The 13,547-nt window shown below is 66.0% G+C and carries 12 protein-coding genes; 6 read left to right on the top strand and 6 right to left on the bottom strand.

The features are described from left to right. Nucleotides 1–3 precede the first annotated feature (3 nt). Entirely contained in the window at nt 4–501 is a 498-nt protein-coding gene (locus ABQF30_RS27150) for a methylated-DNA--[protein]-cysteine S-methyltransferase (RefSeq protein WP_448469674.1), read from the bottom strand. Between the two features lie 13 nt (nt 502–514). Beyond that, nucleotides 515–2,005: a DNA-3-methyladenine glycosylase 2 family protein gene (locus tag ABQF30_RS27145; protein WP_448469672.1), complete on the bottom strand. Its 1,491-nt coding sequence runs from the start codon at nt 2,003–2,005 to the stop codon at nt 515–517. A 93-nt stretch (nt 2,006–2,098) separates the two neighbouring features. On the opposite strand from ABQF30_RS27145, the gene glsA reads away from it, so the two are divergent. Beyond that, nucleotides 2,099–3,382: a glutaminase A gene (gene glsA, locus ABQF30_RS27140; protein ID WP_448469670.1), complete on the top strand. Its 1,284-nt coding sequence runs from the start codon at nt 2,099–2,101 to the stop codon at nt 3,380–3,382. Here the strand turns inward: glsA and ABQF30_RS27135 are convergent. After that, nucleotides 3,379–4,986, bottom strand: coding sequence for an adenylate/guanylate cyclase domain-containing protein (locus ABQF30_RS27135; RefSeq protein WP_448469668.1), 1,608 nt, complete (start codon nt 4,984–4,986; stop codon nt 3,379–3,381). The two genes, glsA and ABQF30_RS27135, sit on opposite strands and share 4 nt — an antisense overlap. Nucleotides 4,987–5,032: 46 nt before the next feature. Here ABQF30_RS27135 and nucS point away from each other — a divergent pair, with 46 nt between their 5' ends. Together nucS and ABQF30_RS27125 are read left to right on the top strand one after the other, a co-directional pair. Further along, entirely contained in the window at nt 5,033–5,701 is a 669-nt protein-coding gene (nucS, locus tag ABQF30_RS27130; protein WP_448469666.1) for an endonuclease NucS, read from the top strand. Further along, the gene (locus ABQF30_RS27125; RefSeq protein WP_448469665.1) at nt 5,701–5,982 is read left to right on the top strand and encodes an Rv1322 family protein; all 282 of its coding nucleotides are present in this window, start codon (nt 5,701–5,703) and stop codon (nt 5,980–5,982) included. The genes nucS and ABQF30_RS27125 overlap by 1 nt, the downstream gene beginning before the upstream one ends. Nucleotides 5,983–5,985: 3 nt before the next feature. Here ABQF30_RS27125 and mce read toward each other — a convergent pair whose 3' ends face one another. Beyond that, nucleotides 5,986–6,459: a methylmalonyl-CoA epimerase gene (gene mce / locus ABQF30_RS27120; protein WP_448469663.1), complete on the bottom strand. Its 474-nt coding sequence runs from the start codon at nt 6,457–6,459 to the stop codon at nt 5,986–5,988. Nucleotides 6,460–6,543: 84 nt separating this feature from the next. Here mce and ABQF30_RS27115 point away from each other — a divergent pair, with 84 nt between their 5' ends. From ABQF30_RS27115 to ABQF30_RS27105, 3 genes are read left to right on the top strand one after another with little or no spacing between them, the layout of a single operon-like run. After that, complete coding sequence (locus ABQF30_RS27115) at nt 6,544–7,722, top strand: acetyl-CoA C-acetyltransferase (RefSeq protein WP_448469661.1); 1,179 nt, start codon at nt 6,544–6,546, stop codon at nt 7,720–7,722. Between the two features lie 57 nt (nt 7,723–7,779). Continuing rightward, nucleotides 7,780–8,175 carry a DUF3817 domain-containing protein gene (locus ABQF30_RS27110; protein WP_448469659.1) on the top strand — a complete coding sequence of 132 codons (396 nt, stop codon included), beginning with the start codon at nt 7,780–7,782 and terminating at the stop codon, nt 8,173–8,175. Nucleotides 8,176–8,188: 13 nt separating this feature from the next. Beyond that, nucleotides 8,189–9,082, top strand: coding sequence for a tetratricopeptide repeat protein (locus ABQF30_RS27105; RefSeq protein WP_448469657.1), 894 nt, complete (start codon nt 8,189–8,191; stop codon nt 9,080–9,082). Between the two features lie 58 nt (nt 9,083–9,140). Here the strand turns inward: ABQF30_RS27105 and glgB are convergent, their stop codons facing one another. After that, nucleotides 9,141–11,354, bottom strand: a complete 2,214-nt coding sequence (gene glgB / locus ABQF30_RS27100; RefSeq protein WP_448469655.1) for a 1,4-alpha-glucan branching protein GlgB — start codon at nt 11,352–11,354, stop codon at nt 9,141–9,143. Between the two features lie 7 nt (nt 11,355–11,361). Continuing rightward, on the bottom strand, nt 11,362–13,440 hold the full coding sequence (locus ABQF30_RS27095) for an alpha-1,4-glucan--maltose-1-phosphate maltosyltransferase (RefSeq protein ID WP_448469653.1): 2,079 nt from the start codon (nt 13,438–13,440) through the stop codon (nt 11,362–11,364). Nucleotides 13,441–13,547 lie beyond the last annotated feature (107 nt).

Genomic DNA, 13,547 nt, shown 5'->3' with positions numbered 1-13,547 from the left:
TTTTCAATTGAACAAAGCCGGCATCGTTCGGCTCTTCTCCAAATCGAGTAATGCCCGTTTACGTTCAAGTCCGCCGCCATATCCGGTGAGGCTGCCATTCGAGCCGATCACCCGATGGCACGGCACGACAATTCCGATCGGGTTATGGCCGTTGGCCAATCCGACCGCCCGGAACGCGCCGGGCGAGCCGATTTCTCGTGCGATCTCGCCATAGGTGCACGTCTGGCCGTACGGAATCGTCTGCAGCGCGGTCCACACTCTGCGTTGGAATGGCGTCCCATTCATTTCGAGATCAAGATCGAACACCGTACGTTCGCCGGCGAAGTAGGCGGCTAACTGTTCGACAGCGTCGGGAAATGCAGCGTCGTCGACCTCCCAGCCATTGCGGCTCGGTTCATAGGTCTGGTCGACCATGCGCAGATGCATCAACCGTCCCTCGCGGCCTGCCAGCGTGAGCGGACCGACTGGGCTTTCCACCGTGCGGCATTGCAGTGTTGTCATCGTTCTCCTCCTGCTATCGATTGACGGTCGGTGGCCAGTCGTTCACCGCGTGGTCCAACGTCGTCCATAGGTGCTGTGTCGCATATGCCCGCCACGGCCTCCAGCGGGCGCTGTGGGTGGTCAGTGCCGCCGGCTCCGTGGGCAACCCGAGCTGTTCGGCAGCCAGGCGTACGCCGAGATCGGTCGCAGGGAACGCATCCGGGTCGCCAAGCCCGCGCAGGGCGATCACTTCTGCAGTCCACGGACCGACTCCCGGCAGCGCCAGCAGTTGTTCTCGAGCGCGATCCCAGTCGCAGCCGGGGTCGAGGGTGAGATCGCCCTCGGCCAGCGCCCGCACCAACGCCGTCACAGTACGTTTCCGTGATTGCGGCATCGCCAGGTGACCCGGATCGATCTCGGCTAGATCGGTCACACTGGGAAACACATGCGAGAGTCCGCCGTTCTCATCGCGTACCGCAGTGCCGTACGCGGCGACCAGGCGTCCGACATGGGTGCGGGCGGCTTTGATCGACACCTGCTGGCCGATCACCACCCGAATGGCCAGTTCGGCTTCGTCCACGGTCCGGGGAATGCGCTGGCCGGGGGCTTTGGCCACCACGGCGCCGAGATCGGAATCGGCGCCGAGTGCGTCGACGACGGCCTCCGGGTCGGCGTCCAGATCGAGTAGTCGGCGGCACCGGGCGATGGCAGCCGACAGATCGCGGAAGTCGTCGAGCACCAACTCGCAGCGCACGTGGTCGGGGTGCGGGCACAGGCCCACGACTCCGTTGCCGTGCGGCAGCCTTAGGGTGCGGCGAAAGCTGTCGCCCCGCACTTCCTCCACGCCCGGCACCGCGCTGGCGGCCAGGTGGCCGAACAAGCCCTCGTACGCGAATGGGGTGCGCACCGGCAGACGCAGCGACAGCGCCCCGGGCGTGGCGGCGTCGGATCGGGCGAACCGGGTTCGAGCGCGACGACGAAGATCGGTCGGCGTCAGATCGCACACCGCCCGCACCGTGTCGTTGAACTGCCGGATGCTCGCGAATCCAGCCGCGAAAGCCACATCGCCGAACGGCAATTCAGTGGTCTCGATCAACACCCGCGCCGTCTGGGTGCGTTGTGCCCGCGCCAATGCGAGTGGGTTGGCCCCCAGCTCGGCCTGCAGGATCCGCTGCAGCTGACGGGTGGTGTAGCCGACGCGGGCCGCCAGTCCCGTGACGCCCTCGCGTTCCACGGTGCCGTCGGCGATCAACCGCATGCACCTGGCGACGATGTCGCCGCGCATGTTCCACTCGGGTGAACCGGGTGAGGCGTCCGGCCTGCAACGCTTGCACGCCCGGAAGCCGGCGGCTTGCGCAGCGGCCGCGGTGGGGTAGAACCGCATGTTGTGGGCGAACGGCGGACGGACCGGACAGCTCGGCCGGCAGTAGATGCCCGTGGTGAGCACAGCGGTGACGAACCAGCCGTCGAACCGGGCGTCCTTGGACTGGACGGCCCGGTAGCAGCGGTCGAAATCCTCGTGCATGAATCAACATTTACACGTTCGCACCGACAGGACTGGCGGAAAACCGACATGGTCGTTCTGGGGGAGGGCCCGGTGCGGCCTTAGACTGCACCCGTGGCCGACGTGGTGCAGCGCTACCTGGACCAGATCTGTGCAGAACATGCCGGCCTGCGTGACGGCGCACTCGCAAGCTATATCCCTGAACTCACAACCGTGAACCCGGACGACTTCGGCCTGACACTGTCGTCTTCCGATGGCTATGTATACGAATCCGGCGATACGGCAGTGGAATTCACGATTCAGTCGATCTCCAAGCCGTTCACATATGCATTGGCGCTGGATCAGATCGGCGAGCAGGCGGTGGACGCCAGAATCGGCGTGGAACCGTCGGGCGAGGCGTTCAACGAGATCAGCGTGGACGAAGTCACCAAGACGCCGAAGAACCCGATGATCAATGCCGGTGCGATCGCGGCGGTGTCACTGGTCCCGGGCGACACCGCCGACGAGCGGTTCGACCGCATCCACGAGTTCTATTCGGCGTGCGCCGGGCGCCGCCTCGACGTCGATCTCGACGTGTACGCCTCGGAGAAGGCGACCGGCAACCGCAACCGCGCGATCGCCTACATGTTGACGAGTTTCGGAGCGCTGCAGGGCGATCCGGACGACGTGCTCGACGTCTACTTCCGGCAGTGCTCGATCAAGGTCACCAGCACCGACCTGGCCCGGATGGCCACCACGCTGGCTCGTGGCGGGCTCAACCCATTGACCGGGCGGCGGGTCACCGGCGCGCAGGTGGTCCGCCGGACGCTCAGCGTGATGGTCACGTGCGGGATGTATGACGCGGCAGGCGACTGGGTCAGTGCCGTGGGCATGCCCGCGAAAAGCGGGGTGAGCGGCGGTATTGCCGCAGTGTTGCCGGGCCAGCTCGGAATCGGCGTCTACTCACCGCTTCTCGACGCCAAGGGCAACAGCGTGCGGGGTGTGGAGGTCTGCCGCAGCCTGTCTGCGCGGTTGGGCCTGCACTTCCTCACCGTCAGCCGGGAGTCCTCGGCCACGCTGCGGGCGGTCTACGACGTGAGCCCCGGGATCCGGGTGTACGAGGTCCAAGGTGATCTCCTGTTCGCGGGAGCCGAGCAGGTACTGCGCACCGCAGCGCGCGAGAGTGCGGGCTTCGACGTGGCAATCGTCGAGGTGACCAGGGTCGACGACATCAACGACGCGGCCCGCGACATGCTTACCGGTATGCGAGCCGTGCTGGCCGCGGCAGGCAAGGAGAGCTATCTCGTCGACCCCGACGGCCGGGTGGTGCCTGCGGATCGACGCGACGATTACGACGCCATCGTCTTCCGGACGCTCGACGACGCGATCAACGCCGCGCGGCAGCCGCGGACGAACTAGACCGGCACTGCAAGTCGGGTCGGCTCATCGAGCCCGCGCAACGTCACCGTGTCACCTAATGACCAACGGGCCCTTTCAGTTTCGCTGGCGCCGGCGATCGTGTCCGACGATGCAACGAGATGGCCGGGTACCGATTTGGCGAATTCGCACAGCCTGGCTGCCTCATTGACCGGCTCGCCGATCACGGTGTACTCGAATCGTTCTTTGGCGCCGACGTTCCCGGCAACCACCTGGCCGGCCGCCACCCCGATCCCGGCGTTGAGCTCGGGGACCTCGATGCGTAGCCGACTCGCGATCGCTCGTGCCGCACCCAGGGCCTCGTCCTCGGTGTTGTCCAACGACACCGGAGCGCCGAAAACCGCCAGCACCGCGTCACCCTCGAACTTGTTCACCAGCCCGCAGTGGCGGTCAACTTCGTCGACGATCACGGCGAAGAACCGGTTGAGCAGCTCGACCACCTCGACCGCAGGCCTGCTGGACACAAGCTGGGTTGAACCGATGACGTCTACGAAAATCACTGCGGCGTGGCGCTCTTCGCCGCCGAGCACCGGCTTCTCCTGCTCGGCCAGCGCGGCCACCTCACGGCCGACGTGGCGGCCGAACAGATCGCGGACTCGTTCGCGTTCCTGCAGTCCGCGCACCATCGAGTTGAATCCGCGCTGCAGCTGACCCAATTCGGTGCCGTCGAACACCACCAGGTTGGTGCTCAGATCGCCCTCCTCGACGCGGTTGAGGGCGGCGCGCACCACGCGGATCGGAGTGGCGGTCAGCCAGGACAGGATCCACATCAGAATGAATCCGAATACCAGCGCGAACAGGGCGAGGATCATCACCGCCACCGTGAACTGGGTGGGTGTGACGTTCTGCAGTATCAACGTGATCAACGCAGCCAGGAAGATGCCAAGCACGGGCACCCCGGACCCGAGAGCCCACACCAGCATGGTGCGACCCATCAGTCCCTCGGCCACCCGCCGCGGCGGCCGCCCGGCCTCCAACGCCTGGGCCGCTACCGGTCGCAGCGCGAACTCGGTGAACAGATAGCAGCTGGCGGAGACGACGATGCCGGGAAAGCTGACGCCCAGTAGCCATTTCGGTATGTAGTTGGTGTCGACGAAGGCGTAGAGCGTGGTCAACACGATCGTGCCGGTGCCCCACAGGATCAGCAACACCCGAGTCAGGCGCCACGGCGCGAGGAATGTGTTGCGTTGGTCCTCCTTGGAGGGCGGACGTTCCTCGATGGCCCAGCGCACGTTGTTGATGACCCGGCGCGTCGCCCAGAACACTCCGATCACAAGCGCGGCGGTGATGTAGGCGGGGACCGCACCGAAGGTGATCCAGCGGACCTCCGGCTCGAAGACACTTGGCGTCGGGAACGCGACCATCACGACCAGCGTCGCCACCCCGATACCCAGCAGGTTGGCGACGATCACGAACGTCGTCAGGATCAGCTGAATACGGACCCGCCGCTTGCCCTGGCTTTCGGACACCCGCCCCAGCACCCACGAGCCGTACTCGGGGGTGGTGTCCGGGAGCTTGCTGGTCTGCCTGGTGACGGTTTCCAGCACCCGGCCCAGCCGTCGCGCGACCGAATTATCGGCGTTCATTGTGGCGCAAGCCTAGTTCGTCAGCGCTGCCCTTAAGGTGGATCGGGTGCGCCTTGTCATAGCCCAGTGCACCGTCGACTACGTGGGACGGCTGACCGCCCACCTGCCGTCGGCCCGTCGGTTGTTGTTGTTCAAGGCCGACGGTTCGGTGAGTGTTCATGCCGACGACCGCGCCTACAAACCACTGAACTGGATGAGCCCGCCGTGCTGGGTCACCGAAGAAAACGGTGACCGCGACGTGTGGGTGGTGCAGAACAAGGCGGGTGAGCAGCTGCGGATCACCGTCGAGGATGTCGAGCACGACTCCAGCCACGAACTCGGCATCGATCCCGGGCTCGTCAAGGACGGTGTGGAGGCCCACCTGCAGGCGCTGCTGGCCGAGCATGTTGAGTTGCTCGGCACCGGTTACACATTGGTGCGCCGCGAGTACCCGACTGCAATCGGCCCGGTGGACCTGCTGTGCCGCGACGAGTTGGGCCGCTCGGTGGCTGTCGAGATCAAGCGCCGCGGCGAGATCGACGGTGTGGAGCAGCTGACCCGTTACCTGGAATTGCTCAACCGCGACACCGTGCTGGCGCCGGTGGCCGGGGTGTTCGCCGCCCAGCAGATCAAACCGCAGGCCCGCACACTCGCCACCGATCGCGGGATCCGTTGCGTGACTCTAGATTATGACCAGATGCGCGGGATGGACAGCGACGAGTTCCGGCTGTTCTGATGGCCCGTCGGCGCAGGGAACCCCGGCGGCAGGCACCGCTGCCGCCGCCGCGCCGCATTGAAACCGGCCCCGACGGCTACCAGTACGAGGTGCGACCGATCGGTGCGGTGCGGGCGGCGAAAACCTACCGGTGCCCGGGCTGCGATCACGAAATACGTTCGGGCACAGCGCATGTGGTGGTGTGGCCGGTTGAATTCGGTGATATTGAGGACCGCAGGCATTGGCACAGGCCCTGCTGGGAGAACCGGGCCAACCGCGGCCCGACGAGGAAGTGGTCCTAGCCCTCAGTGCTCATCAGTGCTGGGCTCGACCAGTTCGACCAGCACTCCACCGGCATCCTTCGGATGGATGAAGTTGATCCGCGAATTCGCGGTGCCCTTGCGGGGGGCGTCGTACAGCAGCCGCACACCCTGGCTGCGCAGGCGCTCGCTCAGCTCGTCGAGATTGCTGGTCCGGTACGCCAGCTGCTGCAGGCCGGGGCCACGCTTGTCGAGGAACTTGGCGATCGTCGAGGTCTCGTCCAACGGCGACATCAGCTGAATCTGTGCGCTGCCCTTGGGTGCGCCGCGGACCGAGAGCATTGCCTCACGAACACCCTGTTCCTCGTTGATCTCCTCATGGAGCACAATCATGCCGAGGTTGTCGTGATACCACTTGATCGTGGCATCCAGGTCGGCTACCGCAATGCCGACATGATCGATCGCCGTGACGAGCGCAGTGCTGAGCAGCGGACGGGCGTCAACCTGATCGGCGGTCATAACGCCACGGTAACCTTTTCCTGAACGTTTGCGGTATGTGTGATCGGCCACACAGCGTTACGAATCGTCCCCTGGAGGTAAGACATGACCACGTCGGTGATCGTTGCTGGAGCGCGTACTCCAGTGGGCAAGTTGATGGGTTCGCTGAAGGATTTCTCGGGCAGTGACCTCGGCGGTATCGCCATCAAGGGTGCCCTGGAGAAGGCTGGGGTCGACGCCTCGCTCGTCGAGTACGTGATCATGGGCCAGGTGCTCACCGCCGGCGCCGGGCAGATGCCCGCGCGGCAGGCTGCGGTCGCCGCGGGCATCGGCTGGGACGTTCCGTCGTTGACGATCAACAAGATGTGCCTGTCCGGCATCGATGCGATCGCGCTGGCTGACCAGCTGATTCGGGCCGGTGAGTTCGATGTGGTCGTCGCGGGCGGTCAGGAGTCGATGACCCAGGCCCCGCATCTGCTACCCAAGAGCCGCGAAGGCTATAAGTACGGCGACGTGACCGCGCTCGACCACCTCGCCTACGACGGTCTGCACGACGTGTTCACCGACCAGCCGATGGGCGCGCTCACCGAGCAGCGCAACGACGTCGACAAGTTCACCCGCGCCGAGCAGGACGAGTTTGCGGCGAAGTCGCACCAGAAGGCCGCCGCGGCGTGGAAAGACGGTGTTTACGCCGACGAGGTGGTGCCGGTTTCGATCCCGCAGCGCAAGGGTGACCCCATCGAGTTCGCCGAGGACGAGGGCATCCGCGCCAACACCACCGCCGATTCACTGGGCGGCCTGCGGCCGGCGTTCCGCAAGGACGGCACCATCACGGCGGGTTCGTCGTCGCAGATCTCCGACGGTGCCGCGGCTGTGGTCGTGATGAACAAGGCGAAGGCCGAGGAGCTGGGCTTGAGCTGGCTGTGTGAGATCGGTGCGCACGGCGTGGTGGCGGGCCCGGATTCCACCCTGCAGTCCCAGCCCGCCAACGCGATCAAGAAGGCGATCACACGCGAGGGCATCACGGTCGACCAGCTCGATGTGCTGGAGATCAACGAGGCATTCGCTGCCGTGTCCCTGGCCTCCACCAAAGAGCTCGGGGTCGACCCGGCGAAGGTCAACGTGAACGGCGGCGCGATCGCCATCGGCCACCCGATCGGGATGTCGGGGGCGCGCATCGCGCTGCACGCCGCGCTGGAGTTGTCCCGGCGGGGCTCGGGCTACGCGGTGGCGGCGCTGTGTGGCGCCGGCGGCCAGGGCGACGCGCTGATCTTGCGTCGCTGACAGCTAAGCCGGTTCTTTTACGACGCTCTGTAGTAGCTGGCCGGCGGGTCGGGCACAATGGCGCCCATGACAAGCTCTTATGACCTGCGTTCGATCCCCGGCTGGTTCCGGCTCATCGCGTTGGCCGAGGCGCTCAGTTGGGCCGGCCTGCTGATCGGCATGTATTTCAAGTACCTGGGAACTCCGCGCACCGAGGTCGGCGTCAAGGTGTTCGGGCCCGTCCACGGTGGCGTCTTCATCGCGTTCGTGGTGGCCGCCGTCCTGGTGGGGATCGCCGCAAGATGGGGGATCGGCACCTGGATCCTGGCGTTGCTGGCCAGCATCGTGCCGTTGGGCAGTGTGATTTTCGTCATGTGGGCTGATAGGACTGCCCGGATGGGCACTGCGACGGGCTCGGTCGGCGGTTCCGCGCCGGCCACGCAACCAGCCGCGACGGCACCCGAAACGACGTGACAGACTTGAGAGCGTGACACGTCCACGACCTCCCATCGGGCCGGCCCTGGCCGGCGCGGTTGATCTCTCAGCACTGAAGCAGCGTCCCGCCACGGGCGATGAAGGCACCGCACCAGCAGCACCGGGCGGAATCGAGGTCACCGAAGCCAACTTCGAAGCCGAGGTGCTGGTCCGGTCCAGCCAGGTTCCGGTGGTGGTGCTTCTGTGGTCGCCCCGCAGCGACGCCAGCGTCCAACTGGGCGATGCGTTGGCCGGCCTGGCTGCCGCGGACTCGGGCAAGTGGTCGCTGGCAGTGGTGAACGTGGACACCACCCCGCGCGTCGCGCAGATGTTCGGCATCCAGGGCATTCCGACGGTCGTGGCATTGGCCGGAGGTCAGCCGATCGCGAGCTTCCAGGGCGCACAGCCCGCCGAACAACTGCGTCGGTGGGTCGATTCGCTGCTCGACGCGACCGCAGGCAAGTTGGACGGGTCGGCCGAAGGCGATGCCGAGGAAGTCGACCCCGAACTGGCGCAGGCAAGGGCATATCTGGACGAGGGCAACTTCGCCGCAGCCTTGACCGCCTACCAGGCCATCCTGGACACCCAGCCCAATAACACCGAGGCCAAGGGCGCAGTGCGCCAGATCGCCTTCCTGCAGCGGGCCAGCACGCAGGGGCCCGACGCGGTGGCGGTCGCCGACGCCAATCCGGCGGACATCGAGGCGGCGTTCGCCGCGGCCGACGTCGAGGTTCTGCAGCAGCAGGTGGCTGCGGCCTTCGACCGGTTGATCGCATTGGTCAAGCGCACGTCGGGCGACGAGCGCACCGCCGTGCGTACCCGGCTGATCGAATTGTTCGAGCTGTTCGACCCGGCCGACCCCGACGTGGTCGCAGGCCGACGCAATCTCGCCAACGCGCTGTACTGATTTTTTCCCGCGAGCAGCCCCTCCGATAGCTGCTCGCGCAAGGAAACTGGGCGAGGGGCTAGGCCGGTTCGGGCTCGAACCACAACATCGCCAGCGGCGGCAGCACCATCATCGCCGACGCCGGACGGCCGTGCCACGGCTCGTCGGTGGCCTCGACGGCGCCGAGATTCCCGATCCCGGATCCGTTGTAGAGGGCGGCGTCGGTGTTGAGCACCTCTCGCCACCTGCCGGCGTGCGGCAGGCCGAGCCGGTAGGAGCTGTGCTCACTGCCGGCGAAGTTGACGACACAGGCCAGCATCGAACCATCGGCGCCGAACCGCAGGAAGCTCAGCACGTTATTGGCCGAATCGTTGGCGTCGATCCAGGAGTAGCCCTCGGGGCTGGTGTCGCGGCTCCAGAGCGCAGGGTGACTGCGGTAGATCGCGTTGAGATCGCGCACCAGCGTTTGTACGCCGCCGGAGAAGCCCTGCTCGCCGAGCTGGAACCAGTCCAACCCGCGTTCCTCGGACCATTCGGCACGCTGCCCGAACTCCTGACCCATGAAAAGCAACTGCTTGCCGGGATGCGCCCACTGGTAGGCCAGCAGACTGCGCAGCCCGGCCGCCTTTTCGTGATCGCCACCGGGCATCCGACCCCACAGGGTGCCCTTGCCGTGCACCACCTCGTCGTGGCTGATCGGCAGCACATAGTTCTCGCTGAAGGCGTAGAGCATCGAGAAGGTGATCTCGTGGTGGTGATAGCTGCGGTGCACCGGGTCATGACTGATGTAGTCCAGCGTGTCGTTCATCCAGCCCATATTCCACTTCATCGAGAAGCCAAGGCCGCCAAGGCTTGTCGGCCGGGTGACGCCGGGCCATGAGGTGGACTCCTCTGCCACGGTGACGATCCCCGGCGCGAGCTTGTGCACGGTCGCGTTCATCTCCTGCAGGAACTGCACCGCTTCCAGGTTCTCCCGGCCGCCGTAGATGTTGGGCGTCCAGCCGCCCTCCGGCCGCGAGTAGTCGAGGTAGAGCATGGACGCCACCGCGTCCACCCGCAGGCCGTCGATGTGATACTCCTGCAACCAGTACAGCGCGTTGGCGACCAGGAAGTTACGGACCTCCGGTCGGCCGAAGTCGAAAACGTATGTGCCCCAGTCGAGTTGTTCCCCGCGCCTGGGGTCGGAGTGCTCGTAGAGTGCCGTCCCGTCGAATCGGCCAAGGGCCCAGGCGTCCTTGGGGAAGTGGGCAGGGACCCAGTCGACGATCACGCCGATGCCGGCTTGGTGTAACTCGTCGACGAGGAACCGAAAATCGTCGGGAGAACCCAGCCGAGAGGTGGGCGCGTAATACGACGTGACCTGATAGCCCCACGACCCGCCGAATGGGTGTTCGGCCACCGGCAGCAGCTCTACATGGGTGAAACCTTGTGCGACAACATATTCGGTGAGCGCTGTGGCCAGTTGTCGGTAGCTCAGCCCGGGCCGCCACGACATCAGGTGCACCTCGTAGGTGCTCATCGGCTCGAACACCGGATTTCCCCCGGCGCGCCGGGTCATCCACTCGTCGTCGTTCCAGGTGTACGAACTGCTGTCGACGCGGGACGCGGTCTGTGGTGGTACCTCGGTGGCGAACGCCATCGGATCTGCCCGGTCGGCGACTGCGCCATCGGCGCCGTACACCCGGAACTTGTACAGGCCGCCGACCGGGAACCCGGGCCAGAACAGCTCCCAGACTCCGGACGAGCCCAGCACCCGCATCTGTGCCTCGGTGCCGTCCCAGTGGTTGAACTCACCGATCAGGCTGACGCCTTTGGCATTCGGTGCCCACACCGCGAACGACACACCCTCGACCACACCGTCCGCGGTGGTGAACTTCCGCGGGTGTGCGCCCAGGATCTCCCACAGCCGTTCGTGGCGGCCCTCGGCGAACAGATGCAAATCCAGTTCGCCCAGCGTCGGCAGGAAGCGGTAGGCATCCGCGGTGGTGTGGGTGTGAATCGTGTCGTCAGCGCCGGGGTAGCCGATCTCCAAGCGATAGTCCACGAGGTTGGTGAACGGCAGGGCCACCGCGAACAGGCCGGACTCGAGATGCTGCAACGGGTAACGGTCTCCACCGATCACCGCCTCGACCTTGGCCGCATGCGGCCGAAACGCCCGGATCACGGTGTGGTCGCCGTACTCGTGGGCGCCCAGCACTGAATGCGGGTCGTGGTGCTCGCCGACGAGCAGTCGGTGTACGTCCGAGGGGTCGGGCCGCAGTCGCGCGCTGGTGACTTGATTGCTTCTCGTCATCTCGCCCTCATTCCCTGCGTAACAAGTCGAGTCGTTTCTCGTACGGTACGAGCGGCATGTTCAACACGTGCGCCACCGCCCTCGCGGGGTCGATGCGAACGTAATTCGACTGCCCCCACTGGTATTCCTCCCCGGTGATCTCGTCGCGCACCCAGAACCGGTCGTGCGATTCCATTCCCAGTGCCTCCATGTCCAACCACAACATCGCCTCTTCCGGGCCAAAGGCGTTGAGCGTCACCACCACCAGCACGGTGTCGCCGGTGATGGGGTCGAACTTGCTGTACGCAAGCAGCGCGTCGTTGTCGACGTGGTGGAACTTGATGGTGCGCAGCTGGCGAAGTGCGGGATGCAGACGCCGAATCTCGTTGAGACGGGCGAGGAACGGCTCCAAAGACTTGCCTTCGGCCAGCGCGGTCGCGAAATCCCGTGGGCGTAGCTCGTACTTCTCGGAGTCCAGGTACTCCTCGCTGCCTTCGCGAACCGCACGATGCTCGAACAGTTCGTATCCCGAGTACACGCCCCACGACGAGCTCATGGTCGCCGCCAGCACCGCCCGGATGGCGAACATTCCGGGGCCGCCGTGTTGCAGGCTTTCGTGCAGGATGTCGGGGGTGTTGACCCACAGGCTCGGCCGCGCGCAGTCGGCGTAGCGGGCGATCTCCTCACCGAATTCGGTGAGTTCCCATTTCGCGGTGCGCCAGGTGAAGTACGTGTAGGACTGGGTGAAGCCGAGCTTGGCCAGGCCGTACAGCCGGGCGGGCCGGGTGAACGCCTCGGACAGGAACAGCACGTCGGGGTCCTCGTTCTTGACCTCGGCAATCAACCATGCCCAGAAGTTCGGTGGCTTGGTATGCGGGTTGTCGACGCGGAACACCTTGACGCCGTGCGAAATCCAGAACCGCACCACCCGCAGCACCTCGTGGTAGAGGCCGGCGGGGTCATTGTCGAAGTTCAGCGGGTAGATGTCCTGATACTTCTTGGGTGGGTTCTCGGCATAGGCGATGGTGCCGTCCGGCAGTACCGTGAACCATTCCGGATGCTCTCTGGCCCACGGGTGGTCCGGTGCGCACTGCAGCGCAAGGTCCAGGGCCACCTCGAGACCCGTATCGCGTGCGGCAGCGACGAATGCGTCGAAATCGTCGATGGTGCCCAGCGCCGGATGGACCGCGTCGTGGCCACCTTCGGCACTGCCGATCGCCCAGGGGGACCCGACCTCGCCGGGCGCGGCGGTCACCGAATTGTTGCGGCCCTTGCGATGTACCGCACCGATCGGATGGATCGGCGGCAGATAGACGATGTTGAAACCCATGGCGGCGACGCGGGGCAGGGCCGCGGCCGCCGATTCGAAGGTGCCGTGCACCGGATGGCCGTCGCCGTCCCAGCCGCCCGTCGACCTGGGGAACATCTCGTACCACGAGCTGAACCGGGCCAGCGGCCTGTCCACCCAGACCCCGTATTGCTCACCGCGAGTGACCAATTCGCGTAGCGGGTACTGCGCCAGCAGCTCGAAAACCTCGTCGGACAGGGCCGCCCCGGCCCGGCGGAAGGGGTCACCCGGTGTGCGCAGTGCCGCCGCTGCCTCGATGAGGGGATCGCGCAGCTTGCGTGGCATGCCGGCGGCGGCACGCTCCAGAAGCCGTGCGCCGAGCAGCAGGTCGTTGGATAGTTCGCCCTCGCTCTGCCCGGCCTCGAGTTTGACCTCCACCGCATGGCGCCAGGTGGCCAGCGGATCTCCCCAGCCGTCCACCCGGTAGGTCCACAGCCCGACGCTGTCCGGGGTGAACTGGCCATGGAAGACATCGGGCATCCGGCCGGGCGACATCGGCAATGCCTGCGGTTTTATCCGGGTGACAGGTCGCACGACGGTCTCGATGGGCACTGCCCCCGGCGCCGCGCCGGGACCCGATGCCAGCCGTGGGTAGTCGGTGCCGAGATAACGGACCACCAGGGTGGCCGCGACGGCGTCGTGCCCCTCGCGCCACACGGTCGCGCGCACCGGGACAACCTCGCCGACGACGGCCTTCGCGGGGAAGCGTCCGCAGGAAATCACAGGCGCGACGTCATCGATCCCGATACGACCGGCCACCCGTCCACTCCTCACGTCGTCGCGGCCCTCGCGCGCATGGGCCGCTGTCCCGTTTCACTGTCGCTTCATTACCCGTGTGGCGTCTTATTACCCACCGTAGTGGCCAG

It is taken from the genome of Mycolicibacterium sp. XJ870, assembly GCF_053483975.1.
Note: the sequence above shows the minus strand (reverse complement) of the source record. Positions and strands in the feature narration are given on the sequence as shown.

Excerpts from the sequence above, each read along its gene's own strand:
- ABQF30_RS27150 (WP_448469674.1), bottom strand. The coding sequence starts at position 501 with ATGACAACACTGCAATGCCGCACGGTGGAAAGCCCAGTCGGTCCGCTC.
- ABQF30_RS27145 (WP_448469672.1), bottom strand. The coding sequence starts at position 2,005 with ATGCACGAGGATTTCGACCGCTGCTACCGGGCCGTCCAGTCCAAGGAC.
- ABQF30_RS27135 (WP_448469668.1), bottom strand. The coding sequence starts at position 4,986 with ATGAACGCCGATAATTCGGTCGCGCGACGGCTGGGCCGGGTGCTGGAA.
- ABQF30_RS27125 (WP_448469665.1), top strand. The coding sequence starts at position 5,701 with ATGGCCCGTCGGCGCAGGGAACCCCGGCGGCAGGCACCGCTGCCGCCG.
- mce (WP_448469663.1), bottom strand. The coding sequence starts at position 6,459 with ATGACCGCCGATCAGGTTGACGCCCGTCCGCTGCTCAGCACTGCGCTC.
- ABQF30_RS27115 (WP_448469661.1), top strand. The coding sequence starts at position 6,544 with ATGACCACGTCGGTGATCGTTGCTGGAGCGCGTACTCCAGTGGGCAAG.
- ABQF30_RS27110 (WP_448469659.1), top strand. The coding sequence starts at position 7,780 with ATGGCGCCCATGACAAGCTCTTATGACCTGCGTTCGATCCCCGGCTGG.
- glgB (WP_448469655.1), bottom strand. The coding sequence starts at position 11,354 with ATGACGAGAAGCAATCAAGTCACCAGCGCGCGACTGCGGCCCGACCCC.